The sequence below is a fragment of the Kaistella antarctica genome (assembly GCF_900109615.1).
Lineage (GTDB): Bacteria > Bacteroidota > Bacteroidia > Flavobacteriales > Weeksellaceae > Kaistella > Kaistella antarctica.
This window is the reverse complement of sequence record NZ_FOIX01000004.1, coordinates 35,735-59,950: the sequence shown is the minus strand read 5'-3', so window position 1 is coordinate 59,950 and position 24,216 is coordinate 35,735. Positions and strand designations below refer to the sequence as shown.

Annotated in this window: 18 protein-coding genes; 6 read left to right on the top strand and 12 right to left on the bottom strand. The window is 37.8% G+C overall.

Translation table 11 applies throughout. The features are described from left to right. Nucleotides 1-276 precede the first annotated feature (276 nt). Both BMX49_RS11940 and BMX49_RS11935 read left to right on the top strand, forming a co-directional pair. Complete coding sequence (locus BMX49_RS11940) at nucleotides 277-3,129, top strand: phage tail-like protein (protein ID WP_051803759.1); 2,853 nt, start codon at nucleotides 277-279, stop codon at nucleotides 3,127-3,129. 55 nt (nucleotides 3,130-3,184) lie between these two features. Beyond that, entirely contained in the window at nucleotides 3,185-3,733 is a 549-nt protein-coding gene (locus BMX49_RS11935) for a phage tail-like protein (protein ID WP_034719799.1), read from the top strand. A gap of 117 nt (nucleotides 3,734-3,850) precedes the next feature. Here the strand turns inward: BMX49_RS11935 and BMX49_RS11930 are convergent, their stop codons facing one another. The 11 genes from BMX49_RS11930 to BMX49_RS11875 form a co-directional block, all read right to left on the bottom strand. Then, nucleotides 3,851-4,387: a hypothetical protein gene (locus tag BMX49_RS11930; RefSeq protein WP_034719801.1), complete on the bottom strand. Its 537-nt coding sequence runs from the start codon at nucleotides 4,385-4,387 to the stop codon at nucleotides 3,851-3,853. A gap of 101 nt (nucleotides 4,388-4,488) precedes the next feature. Then, the gene (locus BMX49_RS11925; protein ID WP_034719802.1) at nucleotides 4,489-4,881 is read right to left on the bottom strand and encodes a type II toxin-antitoxin system HicB family antitoxin; all 393 of its coding nucleotides are present in this window, start codon (nucleotides 4,879-4,881) and stop codon (nucleotides 4,489-4,491) included. A gap of 15 nt (nucleotides 4,882-4,896) precedes the next feature. Further along, nucleotides 4,897-5,091, bottom strand: coding sequence for a type II toxin-antitoxin system HicA family toxin (locus tag BMX49_RS11920; RefSeq protein WP_034719804.1), 195 nt, complete (start codon nucleotides 5,089-5,091; stop codon nucleotides 4,897-4,899). 192 nt (nucleotides 5,092-5,283) lie between these two features. Beyond that, the gene (locus tag BMX49_RS11915; protein WP_034719806.1) at nucleotides 5,284-6,846 is read right to left on the bottom strand and encodes a sodium:solute symporter; all 1,563 of its coding nucleotides are present in this window, start codon (nucleotides 6,844-6,846) and stop codon (nucleotides 5,284-5,286) included. A 229-nt stretch (nucleotides 6,847-7,075) separates the two neighbouring features. Further along, nucleotides 7,076-7,537, bottom strand: coding sequence for a hypothetical protein (locus BMX49_RS11905; RefSeq protein WP_051803761.1), 462 nt, complete (start codon nucleotides 7,535-7,537; stop codon nucleotides 7,076-7,078). Between the two features lie 42 nt (nucleotides 7,538-7,579). Continuing rightward, entirely contained in the window at nucleotides 7,580-7,873 is a 294-nt protein-coding gene (locus BMX49_RS11900) for a GNAT family N-acetyltransferase (protein WP_051803762.1), read from the bottom strand. A gap of 125 nt (nucleotides 7,874-7,998) precedes the next feature. Then, nucleotides 7,999-9,183, bottom strand: coding sequence for an MFS transporter (locus BMX49_RS11895; RefSeq protein WP_034719810.1), 1,185 nt, complete (start codon nucleotides 9,181-9,183; stop codon nucleotides 7,999-8,001). A 201-nt stretch (nucleotides 9,184-9,384) separates the two neighbouring features. Then, the gene (locus tag BMX49_RS11890; protein ID WP_034719812.1) at nucleotides 9,385-10,893 is read right to left on the bottom strand and encodes a catalase; all 1,509 of its coding nucleotides are present in this window, start codon (nucleotides 10,891-10,893) and stop codon (nucleotides 9,385-9,387) included. A 189-nt stretch (nucleotides 10,894-11,082) separates the two neighbouring features. Then, on the bottom strand, nucleotides 11,083-11,958 hold the full coding sequence (locus BMX49_RS11885) for a pirin family protein (protein ID WP_034719814.1): 876 nt from the start codon (nucleotides 11,956-11,958) through the stop codon (nucleotides 11,083-11,085). A gap of 289 nt (nucleotides 11,959-12,247) precedes the next feature. Beyond that, entirely contained in the window at nucleotides 12,248-13,645 is a 1,398-nt protein-coding gene (locus tag BMX49_RS11880) for an MFS transporter (RefSeq protein WP_034719817.1), read from the bottom strand. Nucleotides 13,646-13,756: 111 nt separating this feature from the next. Beyond that, on the bottom strand, nucleotides 13,757-14,737 hold the full coding sequence (locus BMX49_RS11875) for a tol-pal system YbgF family protein (protein WP_034719819.1): 981 nt from the start codon (nucleotides 14,735-14,737) through the stop codon (nucleotides 13,757-13,759). A gap of 255 nt (nucleotides 14,738-14,992) precedes the next feature. Between BMX49_RS11875 and BMX49_RS11870 the strand changes: the two genes are divergently transcribed. The 3 genes from BMX49_RS11870 (at nucleotide 14,993) to BMX49_RS11860 (ending at nucleotide 18,776) form a co-directional block, all read left to right on the top strand. Beyond that, on the top strand, nucleotides 14,993-16,198 hold the full coding sequence (locus tag BMX49_RS11870; RefSeq protein WP_034719822.1) for an RsmB/NOP family class I SAM-dependent RNA methyltransferase: 1,206 nt from the start codon (nucleotides 14,993-14,995) through the stop codon (nucleotides 16,196-16,198). Between the two features lie 453 nt (nucleotides 16,199-16,651). Continuing rightward, the gene (locus tag BMX49_RS11865; protein WP_126337125.1) at nucleotides 16,652-17,068 is read left to right on the top strand and encodes a hypothetical protein; all 417 of its coding nucleotides are present in this window, start codon (nucleotides 16,652-16,654) and stop codon (nucleotides 17,066-17,068) included. Between the two features lie 103 nt (nucleotides 17,069-17,171). Continuing rightward, nucleotides 17,172-18,776, top strand: coding sequence for a GMC family oxidoreductase N-terminal domain-containing protein (locus tag BMX49_RS11860; protein WP_034719825.1), 1,605 nt, complete (start codon nucleotides 17,172-17,174; stop codon nucleotides 18,774-18,776). A 75-nt stretch (nucleotides 18,777-18,851) separates the two neighbouring features. Here BMX49_RS11860 and BMX49_RS11855 read toward each other — a convergent pair whose 3' ends face one another. Continuing rightward, the gene (locus tag BMX49_RS11855) at nucleotides 18,852-22,103 is read right to left on the bottom strand and encodes a T9SS type A sorting domain-containing protein (protein ID WP_034719827.1); all 3,252 of its coding nucleotides are present in this window, start codon (nucleotides 22,101-22,103) and stop codon (nucleotides 18,852-18,854) included. A gap of 225 nt (nucleotides 22,104-22,328) precedes the next feature. Here BMX49_RS11855 and asnB point away from each other — a divergent pair, with 225 nt between their 5' ends. Beyond that, a complete protein-coding gene (asnB, locus tag BMX49_RS11850) occupies nucleotides 22,329-23,999 on the top strand; it encodes an asparagine synthase B (RefSeq protein ID WP_034719828.1) in 1,671 nt (556 codons plus the stop codon). Nucleotides 24,000-24,216 lie beyond the last annotated feature (217 nt).

Below are 24,216 nucleotides of genomic sequence, written 5' to 3'. Positions count from 1 at the left end.
CGACAAATAAAAAGACTTACAGTTGAAATCGATATACGGATTTGATCCAAACTAAAGAATGTCCCTTCGGGGCAAATGATGAAAAGCAAGGACAGAATGCGGAGTTACTATGCTCCGCGTCTGAAATTGTGAAACAGCACTCTTTACAACGATAAAAGATTTTACACACTTATTCTTAAGTAGTAGAAATCCGAATATTTAAAAACTTAAAGCTTTCCGGTCACCATTACAAAAACACACTCAGGATTAGATTTTACATCATTATTTACTAGACATATGAGAAAACTAACTACTTTTTTTAAACTTCGGATATCATTTATCGGGCTTTTTCTGCTTTTTAGCAATCAACTTTTGGCGGACGGTTCGAAAGATCTTTATCCAGATGGAAAACTTGGCTATCGCGCATTTCTGCGTTCCAGTCCTACTGTTGATGCAGAGCGATGGCCTTTCCCCACACAAGGAACGCATTTCGTCTATGCTAAAGTGGGAGAACGAATCACCCTGGCATCGAGCGCGCAATTGGCAACAGGCCCTTCAGCAATTAAACTTTATAGTCCTTCCGGAGGCCTACTTCTGAATGATGCTACGATCGCAGGTCAAATTTCGAATCGTGTAGCGGAGCTTGCCGGACCGCAACTGTCTGGACAAACTGGCGGCAATCGATACACGCCAATCTATTATCAAGTTCCTACCGGAGCCACTGGGATCTACCGCGTAGAATTTATTGGAAGAACTACGGGAGATCCAGGTACGACGATTTTGGCAAATGCCAGTTGGACACAGGGAGATAATGGTATTCCATCTTGGGATGTTTCCGTAATTAATACCGCTAACACTGCTTTTATTAAAGGTCGGGTTTATACCAATGTGCTGAATCTTTCCAATGGGAATACAAGCTCTAACGCCAATGGTTTTCGGGGAATTGTTTACGCTTTAACGGATGACGGTTTTACGTATCGTATCAACAACAATGGAAATAACGGTTTATATTTTACCTTTTTTGTGAACAATAATGGTTTCCTGGGAGCAGGTGGCGTTCCTCTTTACAAAAGTTTAAACAAAAGCAATTTAAGCAATTCAGACGTTCAGAATCCTCTGAATGCAGACACCCCAACGCACGTTACTCATAAAATATTTTACAATTTACCTGCTGGTGATCTTCCGTTGACTTCGATCGGTGCAGTTCCCGGAAATTCCACGTGGCTGAAAAAAGCACCCGTAGTTCCTGTCGTAACAGGTTTAACTTTTCAGGGTGTTGAAGGTGTTGAAGGACAGGTGAGTAACAAAGGTGGCTACGTGAAATTTACCTCCAATCGTGATGGTAAATATAATATTAATATTAAAAGTTCCGAGAATCCGGAGGCTTTTCCTGCCAGAGTTCTGATTGGTTTTGCCGCCACTGGAGATAACAGCATTTATTGGGATGGGAAAGATGGAAGTGGCAATTTGTTACCCGCCGGAATTGAACCAGTCGCGACCACTGTAAAATTGCAGGGAGCTGAAGTTCACTTTCCCTACATTGATATGGAATATAATCAATTTGGTACTGTGATCGAGCTTTTAGATGATACGAACCTGAACAATGTGGTTTCAGATATTGTGTACTGGAATGATATCGACATTCCTGATGTAACCAATGGAACGAATTCCAATCCGAAAAATAACAGCCAGTTGCCCCCGACGAGCAGTGCCGGAATTAGCAGTAATACGAATGGACATATTTGGGGAGTAGGCGGCACCGGAACTGCAGGCCAATTTGGAGACAAGAAATCCATGGATACTTGGGCTTTCGTAACTGGACCTTCAGTAACCTTACCGACCAACATCGAAACCAAGATTGCTGATCTTAAAATTTCTCATGTTATTGCCAGTAAAGCTGCAGTTGTGCCTGGAGACATTCTGAACTTCAGCATCAAAGTGAAAAATGATGGACCGAGTAGTGTGGAAGGCGCTCAGTTTAAATTCGTTCTTCCACTTGGTTTTAATCCGCAAAGTCTTTCTTTTATCGGAAACGGTTGTGGAACAGAATCTCTTGCGATTACTTATAATTCAGCAACCCGAACGTATTCCTCCAGTCTCGATCTGCCGAACGGTTGTGAGATCACCTACAACTTCGCCACCCTTGTCACTTCTGCTGTGACTCCAGGAAATCAAGATTTTAATGCGTCTATTTTGAGACCGAACGATGTTACAGATCCTGACGCAACGAATTCTGATCTCAATGTTCCTCCGACCAACGCCGCATTTGAGTGTGCTAATAATGGATTAGGCGGAGTTTGTAATAATATAAAAGTTCTTCAAGTTCTTTTTAGTCAGACAGAGATTTGTACAGAACAGGTTTTAGGTGAAACATTTACGGCAGAAGGTGGTGTGCCAAAAGTATTTAATCAGCCCGCTACCAATTATGGTTTTGTTTTCGATATTTATAAGTTAGATAATTCCTTTAATATGAATATCAATGGAGTTAATCTGGCGAGTTCGGAACTAGAATTTCAGCAGGAAAGTACGCCGGCGCCCGGAATCAATATCCGTTTTCTGGATGGAACAACCTACGGCACGGGCGGTGTAACGGGAACGCAAAAGATATGGCAGATGACGGGAACTTCAGCGGCGCCTTTAATTAAGGTGGTGATTAGCCCAACTGGAACGGTAACCATGTTCGGAAGCAAAGTGTCGGGCGGTCTCCTATTTCCTTTAGAACTAATTAATGGTAATGTCTTTAATACGATCTTGTGGAATGCTAATTCTCCCAACGTGATCACCATTACCCAAAATGTAGTTGGGACAACCAACATCACAGGTCGTGGATATGGATTAAAAATTGTGCCTTGTGCCTGTTATAATCCGGCAAACACAACAGGGATTGGTCCCGATACGAAGCTGGGAATCACTTTATTACAAAGAGCGGGAATTGAAGATGCAGATCAATGGCCAATGGTTAGAAAGTCGGGTCACATTGCTTTAGAATCGAATACCAAAGGTTTTGTCATCACCAGAGTTGCCAAAGCAGATCTAGGTGGAATCACCACTCCACAAGAAGGAATGATGCTTTATGATACCACTGATAAATGTCTTAAAATTTACGCAGATGGAGTTTGGGCTTGCTTCTCTCAACCAGCTTGTCCATAATGGTTGGTGTCAATCATTACACTCAAGTTCATTTTAAAAATTAAAGAAATACACAATGAAAAATATAGTTTCAATCTTATTTATGCTCGTTTCTGTTACTGCCTTTTCACAAGTGATTATTGGCGATGCCATCGGAACTGCGTCGAACAAAAATTCAGTCTTGGTTGAGTTTGCAGCCGGAGAAAACAAAGGTATTATTCTGCCTTATGTTAAAGTAAAACCGGTAGGAGCTGGGCTTGTAGAAGGAACAATCATTCTGGACGCCTCAGATCCGACCAAAGCTAAAGTAAAGTATTATAACGGTTCGCCAACCTGGGTAGATCTTAGCAGCGGAAATGAAGCGAATGTAACTTCGGCGCTGACCACTCAAGCTTCTACTATTACGGAAGATGCTTCTTCTCGAGCGATTATTGGTGCTAAGACATCTGATGCAGACGGCGTTCTGATTTTAGAATCTCAAACCAAAGCAATGGTTCTACCAATGGTTGCCAGTACCGATGATATTCCCCGTCCCGCTCCCGGCATGATGGTCTACATCAACAAAGCTGGTGCAAAAAGGCTGGCTGTTTTCAATGGTGAAGGCTGGACTTATTGGAAACCTTAATTTAATGCAGTAAAATGGTTAATTGATATAAAAAAAATCCGAGCACTATTAACTCGGATTTTTTAGGTCTACTTTTTTCTAACAGTCGAATGTATTCTCGATTCTTACCATAAATAATTAACAACCTTCATTCATATAAATACTCACTTCTGTGACTATATTATTTGTCAGTGTGAACGATAAGTACGTTCCAGCATCATTATCAGTCAGCACAAAACTGCTCATCGCAGAAGATTGTTTTTCGGTTTTTTCATCCCACATTTGATTGACGGAAAAATTGGGATAGTTTCTGTAAGCATCGATCAATTGATCTTTGGTGCTGCCAACACCCATTCCGCTTTTGGTGCGGAATTTTTTACTTTTGGTTGATAAGGAATAAATTTGATAACCATTTTCCTTTTGTCCTACATCATCCCAATTGGGCATAATGGCGATTTCAATAATTTCACCATTGTAATTGACCTTATTCTTTTTGTTGTATTCATTGGGACCATCGTAGGTCACCAATTTCGTTTTGCTGAATTGCTCTGCCGCTTTATCTTTCATGAAAACCGTAAAAGGGCCAATCCTTAAAGTGGAAAGGTCGAAGTTATCTTGTGCGAAGGAATGGATCATTCCGAAGAAGAGCAGGCTTAGAATTAATAGTTTTTTCATGGTGATTGTGTTTTTTTGGTAATGTTTTTCAGTGCTAAATTAGCAATTTTTGAATTAGTTTTGGAAATGAAAAATCCTGCTTTTAGTTGCAGTATTTATATTTATGATACCGAAAGGAATTCTTTTCCTAACTGATGAAATGCTTCTACAATTTTCTTTCTTTGTTCTGCTTTTGGATTTCTATATCCTGACACATAATGACCTAATTGTCTTTCATTAATTCCCGTAATCCGCGATAGAGTTGCGCGCGTAAGAATTTTATCAAATCGATGTAACAGCGCTTGAGCAGTAAGTTCAAACTCAAGTTTATATTTCCCCAAAAGTTCTGGCGGAATTTCTTCCTGTTCTAAACCTTCAAGATGAAACTCCAAAGCAGAAGCATAATTTTCTTTTATTTGATCGAATGTTTTTCCAGTCGCCACGCAACCGTCAACCAAATCTGAAACTGCACCGAAATTCTCATCCCAATCTATTATTACTTTTATTTTTTGCATTTTTTTAAATTTAAATTATTTCCAGCCGGCTTGTTTAAAGATGCTGTTTAAGAGCATTCGCGATAAAACTTCACTTGGTTTACCATTTACAGTTACTGTCCCTTTTTTATCAGGATGTTTGTACTGCCTATGACTTCCTTTCTGTCTATGAAGAAACCAACTGTCTTTTTCCAGCATTTTTATTACTTCACCAACTTTTAGTCTTTTCATATTTTACAAATGATGAATCAAAGATAGTAAAAATACTAACATTTATTATTTTGTGGAAAATTTTTTTTTATTTTAAAATGAAAAATCCGAGTGGTTAGCTCGGATTTACTTTTCAAATAATAAATATTGTTAGTTTTAAAGATCTCGACAATGTTAGTCAAGCAAATTCAAAAAGTATTAGTTCTCGAATTTTCAACTCTTCTTCCGAATCAACCACAACCCAATAAAAGTCAGCAATCCATTAATAATAATCAATTCTACACCGATTTTATAATCGCTATTGTGAGTCACAAAATAATTAAGCAACCAAGTTAAAACTGGCGAAACTAAAGTCACTGCCAGAATTCCGTATTTCTTTACAATCTGATATTTCGTTAAAATCCCAAAAGCGAAAAGTCCTAGCAGTGGTCCGTACGTATAACCCGCAACTTCCATGATGAGATATACGATGGACTTATCATTGATGGCTTTGAAAACCATGATTAAAACAAAGAAAATAACAGTGAAGATCAAGTGAACAGTCATTCTGGTTTTCTTCTTTAGCTTTTCTGTTTTCTCCTTGTCTTCGTTCATGTTTAATAAATCGACACAGTAAGAACTGGTTACCGCTGTGAGCGCGCCGTCGGCAGACGGGAAAAGCGCCGAAATTAAACCGATAATAAAAATGACCGAAATAAATAAGGGAAAATAGCCTTGCAACGAAAGTGCTGGAAACAAATCATCACCCATAATGTTGTTAATCGCGCCTGTTGAAGCATCTTTAAAACCAAAAGCATTCGTGATGCTTTCCTGACCATTTACCACGTTTACAATCTCACCATAAACCGCCCCATTTTCCATGGAAAATAGATAGAGTAGTCCACCCAAAAATAAGAAAGCAAGGTTCACAATTAATAAGGTCACGGCGAAAGTCAGCATATTCTTTTTCGAATTATGAAGATTGTCAACCGAGATGTTTTTCTGCATCATTTCCTGATCCAATCCCGTCATTGCGATGGTAATAAACATTCCACCCAAAATAGTTTTCAGGAAAAAGGTTTTAGAGTTGACATCAAAATTGATAAAATGCGTATAATCTTTTTGGGCTAAAACGGTGTACGCTTCACCCGCCGAAAGATTCAGTTGCGATAAAATAAAAACAATACAAGCGATCAAACTGATGATCATAAACGAAGTTTGCAACGTATCGGTAATCACAATCGTCTTTACACCACCTTCAAAAGTGTACAGTAAAACCATTAATAAAATAACGGCTGCCGTCAACCAGAAAGGAATTCCTAACCCTTCTAAAAGGAAAATCTGCAAAACATTAACGACGAGAAATAACCTCGCTGTCGCCCCGATAGAGCGTGAAATAATAAAAAATATCGATCCAATTTTATGGGCTTCCACATTAAAACGCCGACCGAGATAAGTGTAAATCGACGTCAGATTCATTTTATAATAAAGCGGCAAAAGTACGAAGGCCACGATAAAGTAGCCTATAAAAAATCCAATAACCAGCATGTAATATTCAAACCCACCGAAAGCATAATCGCCAGAAGTCATCTTTCCAACGGTTCCCGGCACCGAAATAAAGGTCACGCCACTCAAACTCGTCCCGATCATCCCGAAGGCCACCAGCCACCATTTACTTTTTTTGTTCCCGATGAAAAAAGACTGATTATCCGCATTCCTGCTCGTAATATAAGAGATCACCAAGAGCCCGATAAAATAGGCGAAAACAAATAAGAGTAAAATAGTTCCTGTGTTCATTTTTGAAAATTTATGAGCAAATATAGTTTTTTTTGTAATGATTTGGGCGCACAATTCCACCCTCCGTTCCCGCTCTTTTTTCCTTATACTAACCTCGCCCAAGCAGAAAGACTTAGCCAAGGAAAAAAGGAGCTCCACTCAGGTCGGGGCGCAGATTTTTGCTTCTTTAAACAATGTCGACGAAAAAAATACCCTTTCGGAACTTTCCGAAAGGGTATTTTTTTTGTAATTATTGATATTTTAAATCTCCCGCGAAAAGAGGTTTCGCTTGTTTCAAGGTCCTTAAAACGTAACCTTTCCACTGAATGAGTTCATTTAAACCATCGGTCCAAGTGTAATTGCCCTCAGTCCCTTTGCGTTCGTAGATGAATCCTTTAGAATTTTCTGGTAAAAAAACTTCGACTTTAGATTCGTCCTCATTGAAGATCAGATATGCTTTTTCACTACTGCCTTCCGCAACGGAATTAAGGATAACTGCTTCTGCTTGAAGTGCAATATCTTGCTTTCTAAGTTCAGAATAGATTTGCGTTCCAGGGCTTTCGGACATTTCCACTTCTGGATCGGGAATAACTGCAGTGTCTATCTTCGGTGCGTTTGAAACAACGTCTGTGCTTTCTACTTTTTCGTTTTTACAGGATTGTAATGTAACTAATCCAACAAGCAATAAGGCAATGCTTAATCTTGATTTCATGATATAAATTTATTAATGATTATAGTTTAATCGCAACGTTCACTAAACCAAAAGATCTTTAAACTCCGGCGTTTTCTCAATCATCTTTTTCGCATACGGACAAAGCGAATGAATTTTCAAATTATTCTTTTTCGCATCTTCGACCGCCACTTTTACCAGTTCCATTCCTAAACCTTTTCTACCAAATTCTTCCGCAACTTCGGTATGTGTAATTTCTAAAACACCTTCTTTGTTTTTATTGTATTCCAGGAAACCTGCTTTTTCAGCATCATAGAAAAGGTCAAAAGTTTCGTCGTTTTGGTCGATATTGATCATATCGTAATTTTGTGTTGCCATCTCATTTTATTTTTAATTGTTTGGTAATCTTCTGTCCATATCGAGCCATAATAATGCCAATCAAAAGGAGAGAACAATCGAACTTATTGGATCATGAGGAAATACTTTTGTAAAAAAGTACGACTTTAACGGTACGCCTTTCTAAATTTGGTCATGCTTAAAATCAAGAATCCCAAAATTCCCATAATCAGATATCCTTCCGCAACATCCAACTGCATGGTTGGTCGAAGCATTGCAACGATGCTGTAGCTTACTGCAGACGTAATAATATACGAAACACCGCCCGTTAAACCGCCCGCAACTCCCGCAGAATTTGGAAATCTTCCGAGGCAATAGGCGAAATAGTTATTGAAAATAAATCCGGCCGTCACATGGATTACAAACGCAAACGCGACCAAACTATAAATGCTATTCAGATAAAAAGAAGAAAAGATCATTAAAAGAATTAAAACTATTTGGGCGTAATTGGCCACTCTGATTTTAGGAAGAAAATCTTTGTTGATTAAAAATTTACCTAAAAATCCTCCCGACATCCAGGCAAATCCAAGTATTAAAGAAACGTAACCGGCAACCACTTCTGAGTAACCCATTTCATGTTCGATAATAAAGGCGCCGCAAAGATTGAAGAAAATTACCATCGCATAACTAATGCCGCACATGAGCATTCCGTAGAAAAAATCTTTCGCTCGGAATAGCATATCGTATTCCTTTAGAACTAACTGAATAGCAAATGGCTTTTTTACTTTCAAGGTTTCGCCAGAAAATAAGATTTCAAAAATCAATAACAAAAAACTGTAAATCGCTAAAACATAAAAATTAGATTGCCAACCGAACAGTTTCTGCAGATAGCCTCCAATAAAAGGGGCGACTATCGGACCGACCGACCAAACGATCGTCATGACACTTAGATAATGGATTCTTTTTGCACCTTCGAAGACATCCACAAAAAATGCACGCTTTGCGACGACTGCAAAACCGGCTAATACGCCTTGTAAAACACGCATTGCATAAATGACCATGATATCTTTGGTTAAGGCAGTCACTAAAAAACTCACCGCAAATAATCCGAGCGAAACAAGCGAAACACGATATCTTCCGAAAGAATCTACGACACTTCCCGCAAAAATCTGAGTGACGCCATAACTGATCAAGAATAAAGTGAGCGTGAGTTGAATTTTAGTTTCGGGTTGCTGAAGTTCGAGCGCCATACTCGGCATGGAAGGCAGATAAATATCAGTCGCCAAACCCGACATCGGAATCATTGCAAATGCAAGCAGCGTCGCAATAGATTTATTCTTTTCTTTTAGCATCTTTATTGTAAAACTTCTTCATTAATATTTGAAGGCGCAAAAATCGGGAATTTTCACGGAAAATGATATGGCAAACTTTACAATTGCAATATTGAAAAAAACAATAGTGAAAAAACTTTTGCTTAAAAAATAAAAAAGCGGAAATGTTTTTATAAAAACATTTCCGCTTCGCATCAATCCTATTTAATCCTGATTTTTATTTTATCTCGTTTTCGAAGGCGCCCACTGATCATAAGGCGTCATATCGAAACTATTGACTTCTTCTATACTCAAGCCCAAAGCGTTTGCTACACCTTGTCCATACTCTGGATCTGCTTGGTAACAATTTTTGATATGGCGAATCTGTACGAATTTTTCTGCGCCACCAACCTGTCCTGCCGTATTTTTAAACAAAACTTCTGCTTTTCCATCTGCTTTAATGATTCTGAATAGATCGCCTGGCTGGGTGAAATAATCTTCATCATCATCGCGGAAGTTGTAAGCGTAAGCATCGCCAGACAATTCCAAAGGTGGTTCTTTCGCAGAAGGCTGCTCCTGCCATTCACCATAACTGTTCGGTTCGTAATGTTTGGTGCCACCGTAATTTCCGTCAACGCGCATTTGTCCGTCTCGGTGATAAGCGTTGTATGGACATCTCGGTTTATTTACTGGAATCTGATAATGATTGACTCCTAAACGATAACGCTGTGCATCACCGTAAGAAAATAATCTTCCTTGCAACATTTTGTCTGGAGAAAAGCCAATTCCAGGAACAATATTCGTCGGGTTAAAAGCGGCTTGCTCTACATCAGCAAAATAATTCTCCGCATTTTTATTCAATTCAAATTCTCCTACTTCAATTAAGGGGAAATCTTTTTTAGACCAAACTTTCGTTAAATCAAACGGATGGAAACGATACGTTTTTGCTTCTGCTTCCGACATGATCTGAACAAACATTTTCCATTTCGGGAAATTGCCGTTTTCGATATTATCGAATAAATCTCTCTGCGAGGATTCTCGATCCATTCCTACTAATTTTCCTGCTTCTTTATCGGTTAAATTCTCGATACCCTGCTGGGTTCTAAAATGGAATTTCACCCAATTTCTTTCATTCGCGCTGTTGATAAAACTGTACGTATGACTGCCGAAACCGTGCATGTGTCGGTAACCATTTGGCAAACCACGATCACTCATAATGATGGTGACCTGATGCAATGATTCGGGTAACAAAGTCCAGAAATCCCAGTTGTTTTGGGCACTTCTCATATTGGTTTTTGGATCCCGTTTTACCGCGTGATTCAAATCTGGGAATTTCATCGGATCACGGAAAAAGAAAACGGGCGTGTTGTTTCCAACCATATCCCAAATTCCTTCGTCGGTATAAAACTTCAAAGCAAAGCCACGAATGTCTCGTTCTGCATCTGCCGCACCTCTTTCGCCTGCAACGGTAGAAAAACGCGCAAACATTTCTGTTTGTTTTCCTATTTCATTAAAAATGTTTGCTTTGGTATATTCGGAAATATCGTGCGTGACGGTGAACGTTCCAAAAGCTCCAGATCCTTTTGCATGCATTCTTCTTTCGGGAATAACTTCTCGATCGAAGTTGGCCATCTTTTCTAAAAACCAATAGTCCTGCATCAGCATCGGTCCTCTTGGTCCGGCGGTTTGCGTATTCTGATTATCTGGAACGGGTGCTCCGGTTTGTCTGGTCAGTTTTTTCTTATCGTCCATGGTAAAATATTTAAGGATTAAAGTTAGCGATTAATATCTACGATTATTATTCATTGTATCTAAAAGAGTTATTTAATTTAAATGGTTGGGTTTTATTTTAGGAAATTCCTAAATAATTGCTTTGATAATTATTAAAATAAAAAACAGCCAATAACATTGACTGTTTCATTAATTAAAATTGGCTGATTTTTAGTTGTCCAGAAATCCGAATTTTCCATTATTATAATCATCGAAAGCTTGATGGATTTCTTCTTTGGTATTCATTACAAAAGGTCCGTGCGGAACAATTGGTTCATTTAAAGGTTCTCCACTGAGAATTAAAACAATGCTCTCTTCCGTGGCTTCAATTGTGAATAGTTCTCCTGCATTTTGAAAGAGTGCAAAATGATCGGTCGGTACTTTTTCTTCATTATTAATGATGATATTTCCTTCAATAACTAAAATTCCAGTATTGAAGTTGGCTGGAAAATTAAATTCGGCTGTTCCACCAGTTTTCAATTTAGCATTCATTAAATGAACTGGGCTGAAAGTTGAGGCTGGACCTTTTTTATTCAGGTAATTTCCAGCAATCACTTCTATAAATCCGTTTTCTCCTAAATCTACCATTTCCATTTCACCATTTGCAATCGCTTGATATTTAGGCGCACTCATTTTATCTTTTGCCGGAAGATTCACCCACAACTGAACCATTTGAAATGTTCCCCCTTCTTTCGCCCATTCTCTTTCGTGAAATTCTTTGTGAAGAACTCCAGAAGCCGCCGTCATCCATTGTACATCGCCTTGCCCAATAATTCCACCACCGCCGGCAGAATCGTGATGTTCTACTTTTCCTTGGTAAGCAATGGTCACGGTTTCAAACCCACGATGCGGATGAACGCCAACGCCTCTTGGTGTCGAAGTTGGCCCGAAATTAAACTTAGAATTGTAATCCAACATAATGAAGGGATCCATTCTTTTCATATCCAATCGCTGACCACTGGGAATAAAATTATGCACTCTGAAACCATCGCCTACAAAATGCGCAGGTCTTGGCGCTACTATGATTTCTACCTTTTTTACTGACATCTTTTTCTTATTTATAAATACAAATTTACAGCAGAAAATATTTGAAATCATTGATGTAAGGTAAGTTATGAATAGGTGCAATTCTTAAAATCGACAAGAGCAGAATCAATGAAGAATATTTTTAAGAGGCCACAAAATATTCGACATTTTACAATTTTACTGTGAAAACTTTTGAATGATTTATTATAATAAAAGATCGCCGCTGACGTGGTTTAAGTTAAAAGTAGAATAGCTAAACCTTGTCAAGGTTTTGAACCTTGACACGGTTAGTTTTGAAACCGTTTTTTATTTAAGCTTGCGATTTCATGTTATTGCCATCGGTAGAGTGGAGTCTTCTAAAAACAAACCCAGTAACAATTGTTAGAAATCCGACTAAGAAAAAGGTGTAGCGAAAAGCCAAATGAATTTCGCCGTGAGTAACTGCTGCGTTGTTTTCAAATAACTTTAAAGTGATTAGCCCAATGGCAATACCAAACCCAACCGCTAACTGTTGATTAACTGCGAGGAGTGAATTGCCGCTGCTGGTATGAGAATCACGCAAATCTGCAATCGCAATAGTGTTCATCGCTGTGAATTGAATCGAGTTGAAAAAACCGAGCACCGCAATAATCGGTATAAACCAATAAATAGAAGTATCGATTCCAGGGATTCCCAAGCAGGCAATCAAAAATCCGATGATGAACGTATTAATCATCAGCGTTTGGCGATACCCAAATTTATCTAGAATTTTAATCACGAATGATTTCCCAAACATCGCTGTTAAAGCCATTGGAGCCACAATCCAACCGGAGATTACGGCAGTCTGTCCGTAAGCGATTTGAATCATTAAAGGTAATAAAAGCGGGATTGCACTAATTCCCAATCTGGTGGCTAAGTTTCCTAGAATTCCAACGCGGAAGGTTCTGACCTTAAATAAATTTAGGGGAAAAATAGGATTTGCAGTTTTTTTAGCGTGGACATAATAATAGTAAATCATTAAAAATCCTAAAGTGAAAATTAACAAAACGGGTGTAGTGTTTTTTGCAGTACCAAAAAGTTCCAGTGAAATTGAAAGCAGGAGTGAGGCTGAGGCAAAGATTAAAAAACCCTTTAAATCAAAGGTGATTTCAGTCGAGCGATAATCGGGCATATATTTCAAACTGAGGATAATTCCTAACAAACCGAAAGGGATATTAATCAGGAAAATCCAGTGCCACGATAAATAATCAACCATGTAACCGCCGACCAGCGGACCGAGAATTGGTCCGATTAACGCGGGAATAATCGCGTAGTTCATGGCTTGTACGAGTTCTTTTTTCTTAAAAGTTTTAATTAAAGCGAGTCGTCCAACTGGCGTCATCAAACTACCGCCAATTCCCTGAATCACTCTGGAGATGACCAAGTGGTTGAGGTTTTGCGAAGCTGCACAAAGAATCGAACCCAGGCTGAAAATAATTAAAGACGCGATAAATATTTTTCGGGTTCCGAATTTATCGGCTAAAAATCCGCTTACCGGCATGAATAAAGCCAAAGTCAAGACGTAGGAGATAATCGCGTTCTGCATGTTCAAGGGAGATTCCATCAAATCTTTTGCGATGGAAGGCAGCGAAGTATTGAGGATGGTAGAATCCAACATCTGCATAAAAATGGAAGTCGCCAGAATTAAAGGCAGGAATTTTTTAACAGAATTTTCTTGGATTATTGGCATGCAGTAAATTTAGCGCAAATCACTGCAAAGGCGTTGCCAACTAGCAGCAACTTTATAAAAATCTTCCATTGATAATTGCTATTAGGAAATACCGATCTCTTTTTTAATAATCTACTTATTCTCACAAAAGTCCAAGAGGTAATTCCTTATTTCAAAATCTGTTTTATCACCAACTTCATTGAAGGTTTGACAAGCATCATTAATTTTGCCCGTGGCGAGATAAGAAATCCCAAGCTTAATCATGGATTCTTTGATGATCGTTTTAAATTGATTTCGCTCGGTTTTTAAAGTTTTTATTTTAGACAATTCTGTAATTGCTTTGTCGTATTTCTTGGTGTAAAAATATTTCAACCCAATGGCACTATAGGAATATAGCTTTCGTTCTTCTTTATCAGCTAAATCATTTTCCCATTTTAACTGATTGACTTCTTTAAAAATGAGTAAATCCTTTCCGGTTAGATTATTAAAATATTTGGTAGCTCTTTTTAGCCCTAAGATGAACTGACTATCATATAACGCATCGATTGAATTTAGAACTTTGATGTTTTTAAGCTGATTGTTGGTAGTTAGGATAAACTCAATTTGAAAGTTCAAATTTTTGAAATCTTTGGAGTTTCTAGCATTGATGTTTTTGTCGATGAAATCGTCTAAAGATAACTCGTTGTTGAATTCATAGCCAGTCAATGAATTATCAACAAGAATGGTTGTGCCGTCTCTTTCAATTTCTTTCAATGCAAACTCGGGAAACTTTTTCACAAAATCTTCGGCTTTTAAATAGGAGCTGGATTTGTCTTCTTTATCTTCTTGAATAATTAAATAGTTGTCTTTAATACGAAAATTAAGCGTTCGAAAGGACGTTTTTATTTGGTTCTTTGTGAATTGTGCAGCGAAGGGAAAGTTGCTGATTTTAATGGCGTTTTCCTTAATCTCAAAAATTTGTTTTGTGGAATATTGAGGATCAGTAAGGTCAAGGTTTTTACCGTTATTGAGCATCGTTTTAACCATAATCCATTTTCCGGTCAGGTCTTTACTTTGTGAATAATAATTGGAAAAATTGAGAACGATAAGAAACAGGGCGTAGAAATATTTCATGTTTTTGCTTGGTGATTGAATATCAAATATACACATTTACCGAAACTACGATTATCCCTACGGTTTTTTTAGGCGAGGTTTGCGCCCCAGCTTGAGTGGAACTCTTTTTGCGAAACGCAGTGCAGCAAAAAAGTGGGAACGGAAGATGGATGAAGGCGCCCAAATAAGTATCATCATGTTTCGGTTAAAAAACCTTATTTTTGCAAAAATTATAGCCCGAAGATTCGAGGCTGAATTCAATTTAAATTATCCGAAATGGAACTCATACACAGAAACTTACTCATCGGAATTCACGATGCCTTGCAAGAAACATTTTTCGAAGACCGAAAATACGCCGATAAAGTAATAGAACGACTTTTGAAAGGACACAAACAATGGGGCAGCGAAGACCGAAAAGTGGTGGCGCAGACTTTTTACGACATCATCCGTTGGAAAAAACGCCTTGAATATTACATGGGCGAAGGCGTGAAACCTGCCAATATTTACAAATTAATTTTGACCTATTGCCTGTGGACCAAAACGCATTACAAGAAATTTGAAGAGTTTGACGGTATTAAAAATGCTGAAATCCTCAATAAATTAAAGAAAAACAACGTTCCGACGAAAGCGATCGAACATTCGATTCCGGACTGGTTGGCAGAAACTTTCGAAAGAGAATTGGGGCCAAGCTGGGAACGGGAAATGGTGGCTTTGAACGAACAAGCACCGACAATCCTCCGCGTCAACACCTTAAAAACGACGGCCAAAGAATTGGTGTCAGACTTGAGAGATGAGAATGTTGAAAGTTTCTTGATTCCAAATTATCCAGATGCAGTTCAGTTAGAGCAAAAGAAAAACGTGTTTTTAACGACTGCGTTTAAAGATGGTTTGTTTGAAGTTCAAGATGCCTCTTCTCAAAAAATTGGTGAGCTTTTAGACGTTGAAGAAGGAATGCGTGTGGTTGATGTTTGTGCTGGAGCGGGTGGAAAAACCTTGCACCTGGCGGCTTTGATGAAAAACAAAGGTCAGATTATCGCCCTTGATATTTACGCCTGGAAATTGGCAGAATTAAAACGTCGCGCCAAAAGAGCCGGCGCTCATAATATTGAAACCCGCTTAATCGACGATAACAAAGTCATCAAAAGGCTACACGGAACCGCAGATCGTTTGCTGATTGATTCGCCGTGTTCGGGGTTGGGTGTTCTAAAAAGAAATCCAGATTCTAAATGGAAAATCGATCAAGAATTCATCGATCGAATCCGAAAAGAGCAACAACAAATTCTACAGGATTACGCCAAGATTTTGAAAAAAGGCGGCAAGATGATGTATGCGACCTGTTCTATTTTGCCAAGTGAAAATAATGAGCAAGTAGAAACTTTCCTTAAAAATAATGAAGAATATACGTTGATCAAAGAAGAGAAAATTATGCCGAGTTCGGGCTTCGACGGCTTTTATATGGCGTTGATCCAGCGAAAAGCATAATGTTTAGGAGCCACAAGATTTTCGTTTTTTCGAAATACAATCCGGCTCTCCACTTTATCTTTTCTTCGTCGTTCCTCCTCAAAAAAGGATGTCGTTTCGATCCGGGCTAGAATAAAGAGCAGGCTTCTTTTACAATTTTAAAATATTGATAGCGTTCCACTGGAGCGCTATTTTTTATTTCTGCCCCTTTCATAAATATTTGTTCGCCACTCGAATTACATGAAACGATCCTCCATAAAGTGCGATAGATTTCTAATTGACAATTCTAATTTATTTTAGAATTTTTTCGTAATATTATTCTATGGAAGAATTCATTCATATCAAGTCAATCATTGCGATTATTCTGGGGTTGAGTTTGACGCATCTCATCAAAGGATCTGTCAATTTTATTCAACATCCAGGTCGGAAGAAATTCTCACTGCTTCATTTCTTATGGGTCTTTTATATTTTGTTTTGATCATTCACTTTTGGTGGTGGGAGTTTAACTTGAAATTGATTACGCAATGGAGTTTTACAGATTATATTTTCATCATCATTTATATTCTTCTTTATTACCTGCTTTGTGCCATTCTCTATCCTGATGATTTGAAAGATTATAGAGGATACGACGATTATTTTTTCTCGCGTAAAAAATGGTTTTTTTCAATTTTAGGACTTTGCTTTTTAGCCGATATTATTGACACCTATTTAAAAGGCAACAATTATTTCCTCGCGAGTGAACCAGAATATTACTCTAGAATTATTGTTCATGCCGCGCTTTGTCTGTTGGCTATCTTTATTAGGAATAGAACTTTCCAATATGTTTTGGTGGTTGCATTTATTTTATATGAGATTTCCTTTATCTACCGTTTTTTTAATATAGAATCGTAATCGTTTTTCCCAATCGGTTTTTATAAATCAATAATGATGTGAGTTACACAGCAATATCCTTTAACAATGGGTTTTGTAGTACGGTTCTTGTTTAAGGTTAATTATGAATCGCAAAGAATTTATTCAGATGAGTAGTTTTGGAATTGCTGCCTTTTTCTTTTTAGGATCAGGCACTTTATTTGGAAAAGCCCAAAATCCTTTAGAAGACCCAAGGGAAAATCAATCCCAAAATCCCACAGAAATTATCGATAAAGACGTGGTCATCATCGGTTCTGGTTATGGTGGGTCGGTTGCAGCTTTGAGGCTTTGCGAGAAAAACATTCCCGTTACTTTATTAGAAATGGGTTTGGACTGGGAGAAGTCTGGTAAGAAGTTTTCTGCCATGAGCAATCCGGGACATTCGGCGGCTTGGTTAAAAACAAAAAGCATTGCTCCTTTTTTCAATCTGTTTAGCTTAGAAAAGTTTACGGGCGCTCTCGATCGTCTCGATTATGAACATATTAAAATATGGGTCGGTCGCGGAGTTGGTGGCGGTTCGCTGGTGAACGGCGGAATGGCCGTAACGCCGAAGATGGAATATTTCAAAGAAATGTTTCCAACTTTGGATACCGATAAATTCTATTCTCATTATTTTCCTTTGGCTAATAAAGAATTGAAAACCAATGTTGCCTCGGAGGAATTCCTGGAAGATTGCGATTTTTATAAGTTCAATAGAGTGGGTGAAGAAGAAGCTCATAAAGCTGGTTACAAAACGGTGCGTGTTCCAAATGTGTACGACTTTAAGTATATGGAACAGGAATACAAGAATGAAGTTCCACGGTCTGCTTTGGCTGGTGAAGTGATTTACGGAAATAACCACGGAAAAAATTCCCTCGACAAAACCTATCTGAGAAAAGCCACCGCCACTCGAAAATTAGAAATCCTGGAACTTCATCAGGTCAACCATATCACCCAAAATTCAGATAAAAGTTATTCCTTGGATATCTCGGTCATCAATACGAAAGGCGAAGAAATTCAGCATAAAATCATTAAGACCAAGAAATTAATTATGGCGGCTGGAACCATGGGATCTCTGGAATTGTTGTTAAAATCTCAGGCGAAAACTCAATTTCCGATTGATCAAAATATTGGTAAAGAGTGGGGGAATAATGGAAACTTTATGACCGGACGAAACTGGGTTAAAGCCTTTTCAGGCGGTACCGGCTTTCAGCAATCTACGATTCCGGTTGGTGGAATTGATCATTGGGAAGATGAAAAATATCCCTTCTTTGTAGAGATCGCGCCGCTGCCAATGGGCATGAATGTGGCGACTTCGCTTTATTTGATGGTGAATAAGCTGAAGAAATTTGGAGGAGTTAGTTATGATGTAAAATCGGAAAAGCTAGATTTGGATTGGAATAAATCTCACACGGCCCACATGAAAGACAATGCAAAATATTTTCTTCGGTCGATGAATAAAGCCAACGGTGGCACGCGCGCACATATGTTGTTTCATAATGGATTTGGCGCTGATGTCTGCTATCATCCGCTTGGTGGAATTGTTTTAGGAAAAGCCACCGATCAGTTCGGAAGACTCAATGGTCATCAAAATTTATATGTCATCGACGGTTCCTTGATTCCGGGTACGATTGGCGTGAATCCGTTCGTGACCATAACTGCGATTGCAGAATATTGTATGGAAGAAATTATTAAGAAAGATTTTGCTTAAAACTCACAAGATTCATCCACATAAAAAAACACTTCCGATTGGGAAGTGTTTTTCATTTTTAGATGAGTTTAAATTTTAATTCTTAATAAATTTAGAATTAATGATTCCATTTTCTGTATGCAATTTGATGAGATACATTCCTTTATTTAAATTGGAAACAGAGATCTGTTTGTCTTTACCAGCACCAGTTTTTACTAATCTTCCGCTCAAATCGTAAATTTCTATTTTAGAAATATTTTGTTTGGTTTCAATATTTAATAGATCTGCAGTTGGATTTGGATAAAGCGTGGTTACAAAAGTTTTGGTTTCTCCTGTGGCCAAAATAAAACTCTGCGTCACGATAATCGATTTTGAATCGACACCCGTTCCTGAAACTACAACAGTTGCACTTCTGCTGGCTCCGGAAGTATTTGTGGTCGCTGACATTATAATTTTAGCGTCACCATTTCCAGATATTAAATTTTTGAAATTATTCTTCTCGGTTAAACTAAGGAAAGAAAGATTTAGCCAATGTTGGTCGCTGTTGGCAGTCCAATCTACATTGTTGATTAAATCAAAAGAAAAAGTGTTTGCATTAGCTGGATTGTTTTCTATTTCAATAGCATTCAGTGACAAATAATCTTTGATCGGCGTTAAATAATAGGAATCTAAATTTCCAAAGGTGGCGATGTATAAATTGGAAGCTCGGCTATTATTTACCGGGTAGTTTAATAGATTATTCGCTGTGGTAAATCCTGTAACATTAATTTTGTCATTACCGATAACATCTATAAAGTTGGATCCATAAGTTGCACCATCAACCGATTTGAAATATTTAAGATTTCCAGAATTATCAATCTTGGTCAAAACTTTATTACCGGAAACTGCGTCAAACGAATATTCAATACCATTAAAGGAAACTTTGTCTTTAGCATAATAATACATGTAGCTATTTTTGTTTTCATCTAGTTCGATATTGGTATAGGCGCCAGTATTAGCATTATTCGAATGCAGCGGTTTTTGCCATAGCACATTTCCTGTCGGTGTTATTTTGGCGAAAAAAGGAATGTAAGCTACGTTCTGATAAACCCTTGGTACCGGAACTAAATCAAGACCCACAAAATCACTGTCCTCATAATTAGAATAATTGCCCATCATTACAAAATTTTCTCCATCGAAAACCACATCATTTGGCCATGAATAATTGTAATTTGTTGAATTTGCATAGAAATTTTTCCCCCATATGATGTTTCCTTCGCTGTCACATTTTAGCATGAGGTGATCGGCAAATTCTGTGCTGGTAGGAATCGTTATTCCGTCTAAAACATAATCGGACTGCAGACTATTAATTGGTTCACAAAATAAATACAGGGTATTATTGGTATCAAAAACCGGAATAAATGAATACGTACTAATGTTATAACTCTTTCCATATTTGAAAATACCGTTTTTATCAAGTTTTACAACGCTAGAATAACCGTTTATTTGTTGGTCGTCGATATAATAACCACCCAAGGTACATAGTAAATAAGCATCTGCATTTGCATCTGTAATTACTGTGAATCTACTACTACCAGGCATTTTTAATTGTTTGCTCCACAAAAGAATTCCATCCTTATTTATTTTTATTAAAACTTTCTCGTTACTGGACATAACACCATTAAAAATAACCTGAGTTCCAACTGCATCAGTGAATGTTGATTGTAAGCCGGAGATGGTACTGATGAATAATAGATTATCATCTTTATCGACGTGGATATAATCGCCAGAGACGTTGAGTTCGGTTTTTCCTAAATCAGCGTTGAAATTAGCAAACCATTTTGGTAAACCGTCAACACCAAGTCGGGTAATATATCTTGATTTAGTAGAGGGAAAATTACTGACTTGTCTTCCGAAAAAATTACCTTTTCCCTCTACCAACGCAGTGAATAGAAGTTCATTTGGAGCAGATTTTAAATGTTTCGAAAATTGTCGTGAATAGGTGCCACCTAAAGCAGAAGTTTTTTCTTTACTCCATTCTACGTTTCCTGTGATGGAACTTTTAATATCAGTCTTGAAAATTCTGATATTTTGTGTAGACTGTGAATGTTTACTTTGATTGGCGCTCATATTTGAACCATAGAAAATGGGTTGGCTGCCAGATACATAATTTCCATTATTATTCGACTGCAATAAAAGACTGTAGGAATCTACGAAAGGCGTCATTTGCACGGTGGTAGTAGAAGAATTTGCATTTGTAAAAGGACTATGATTTTGAAATGAACCCCGTACAAAAAGTAATACGTTGAAACCTGTAAGAGTAGGATTTACTTTGGATGAAAGTATATCAGCACGAAAAATATAACCCGATGAAGTCTTAAATCCACTCGAGGTTCTAAAAAATTCTACGTCTTCTAAATTAGCATTTACTTTCGCAGTGAAATAACAAACAAGGTTTGTTTCGAATTGTGAATTAGGATTATAAGTATAAGGAACCGCCTGCGTTGGCGTGAAAATATTAATGGCTTGCGTATTAAATCCTGTCAATAATAATTTACCTGTAGAATCGAAAGTGATATCGCTAATCACCGAAGGTTGATTGCTACCGGCAGTTTTTAATGCGGACGTAAAGCTCGCGTCTTTATCTCCTTTTACGATAAAACCAGATTTAGCGGCAATTACTTGTGAGCCAAAAAAAGCATCGCCATAAAATGCCACGCCTGACAGATAGAGATCAGAACCTTTTAATGCTACAGATTGTATTTCAGCTCCATAAGAATTTTCTAACAGAACATCACCATTGACATCATTGAGCCTTCTTAATTTATTGTCATAAATAATGAAAGTATCTGTCCCATCAGTTACGGTTTTTATTTTACGAATAGAATTGTATCCATTTTCAAAAAATTGAACCCAAACAGCATTTTCGTTAGGGTCGATTTTCATTAAAAAAGCATCATTAGCATTCACGCCATTAATGGTCCGGCCATTTACCGTAATTGTTCCTTTAAATTGCCCAAAAACATAAACGTTTTCTGAGGAATCAACATGCACATAACGTGCGTTCATGGTTCCGTTCGTTCCGGCATTGAAATTTTTAAACCAAACATTGGTTCCGTTCGCTGCGTTTGATTTTAGAATATATAGATCATCTAAACCCACGGTAGTTGCAGCCAATCCATCAAAACCAACTTCCGACGAATTGGTTGTTCCGACGTGGTAAACATAATTTTCCGACATTTCAACCAGCGAGAGTACACTGCCTTTAATGGTGTTTAATTGGAATAATCTGGTATTTGGGGGTGCTGTTTGTGAAAACGTAAAGTTGCAAAGTGTGAAAAACAGAAGAAGTAGTAGTGCTTTTTTCATATTAAATTATTTAAACAAATATATATTTTTTAATAACACGACTAAATAAAATTCAGTTAATAGCTAAAATTAATCTTTCTAACTTAAATTTTTACTAATTGCAATCTAATTATAGTAGATAATTCATAATGGCCAATTTTTACTTTCGTTTCATAAACATTTGCAATATGTTTGCGATAGAATTATAATCAATTATTAATCATCACTGATCAACTATAGAAAATTATGTGTGGAATTGTATGCCTGTTTGACGCCAAACAAAAAACCGAAATATTAAGACCTCAAGTTTTAGAAATGTCGAAGAAAATCCGCCATCGCGGTCCAGATTGGAGCGGAATTTTTCAGAATGAGAAAGTAATTTTCTCGCATGAACGTTTGGCAATTGTAGACCCAACCTCTGGGAAACAGCCGTTGTTTTCAAAAGATAAAAAAATAGTTTTAGCCGTGAACGGTGAAATTTACAACCATAGAGAACTGCGATTAGAATTTCCGGAATACGATTTTCAAACAGAATCGGATTGTGAAGTGATTATCCCTTTATTTCAAAAATATGGAAAAACCTTCGTTGATAAACTGAACGGAATTTTCGCCTTTGCCATTTATGATATTGAAAATGATATTTATTTAGTTGCCAGAGATCACATGGGAATTTGTCCGCTCTATCAAGGCTGGGATCAAAATGGAAGCTATTTTGTAGCCTCAGAATTAAAGGCTTTGGAAGGAGTTTGTAAAACCATAGAAACCTTTTTGCCCGGACATTTTCTATATAGGGAAGACGGTTACGAAATGCAGCAATGGTATAAAAGAGATTGGGAAGATTACGACAATGTAAAAGACAATACCACTGATATCGATGTGCTGCGAAAAGCCATGGAAGATGCCGTTCACCGCCAGTTAATGAGCGATGTTCCCTACGGAGTTCTACTTTCCGGTGGTTTAGATTCTTCTATTATTTCGGCGGTTACAGCAAAATATGCCCGAAATAGAATTGAAAGTGGCGACACGCAGGAAGCTTGGTATCCGCGACTGCACAGTTTTGCAATTGGTTTAGAAGGAAGTCCAGATTTAATTGCTGCCAAAAAAGCGGCCGACCATATCGGCTCGATTCACCACGAAGTTCATTTCACCATTCAAGAAGGATTAGATGCCGTTCGCGATGTGATCTACCATTTGGAAACGTATGATGTTACTACAATTCGGGCTTCCACGCCGATGTATTTATTGGCGCGGGTCATTAAATCAATGGGAATAAAAATGGTTCTGTCAGGCGAAGGAAGTGATGAGATTTTTGGTGGATATTTATATTTCCACAAAGCTCCCAACGCTAAAGAATTCCATGAAGAGAATGTTAGAAAACTGAGTAAACTTCATCTATATGATTGCTTGCGAGCCAACAAAGCCTTGATGAGTTGGGGAATTGAAGGACGTGTGCCGTTTTTAGATAAAGAATTTATTGATGTTGCGATGCGCCTTAACCCAAAAGATAAAATGGTTGGCGCTCACGAACCGCGAATTGAAAAATGGATTCTTCGAAAAGCCTTTGAAGATATTTTGCCAGAAAACATTACCTGGAGGCAGAAGGAACAATTCTCGGATGGCGTTGGTTACTCCTGGATTGATTCTTTAAAAGAAGTTGCCGCAAATGAAGTGACGGATGAAATGATGACCAATTCAAAATTCCGTTTTCCTTTAAATACGCCTCAGAATAAAGAAGAATACCGATACCGCACGATTTTCGAAGAACATTTCCCAAGTGAAACTGCCGCGGCAACGGTTCCTTCTGTTCCCTCGGTAGCGTGTTCTACGCCGATAGCGTTGGAGTGGGATGAAGCCTTTAAAAATGCCAACGATCCAAGTGGAAGAGCCGTCCTTTCGGTTCACGAAGATTCTTACTAAAGAAAAATATTTCTTCAGATTTTATTCAAAAGCCGTTTCGTCATTATTTGATGAGACGGCTTTTTCTATTGTAGTAAGTTTTCAATTTTAATGAGCTGAGTTCAAAAATTTTAGAAGTAAAGATTTTCATTTAGAATTCATCTAACAATATTTTTGTAACCTTTTTGCGTTTGCTCAACTCTAAGTAGATGAAGGGAATTTTAAAAGACGTCTGTTA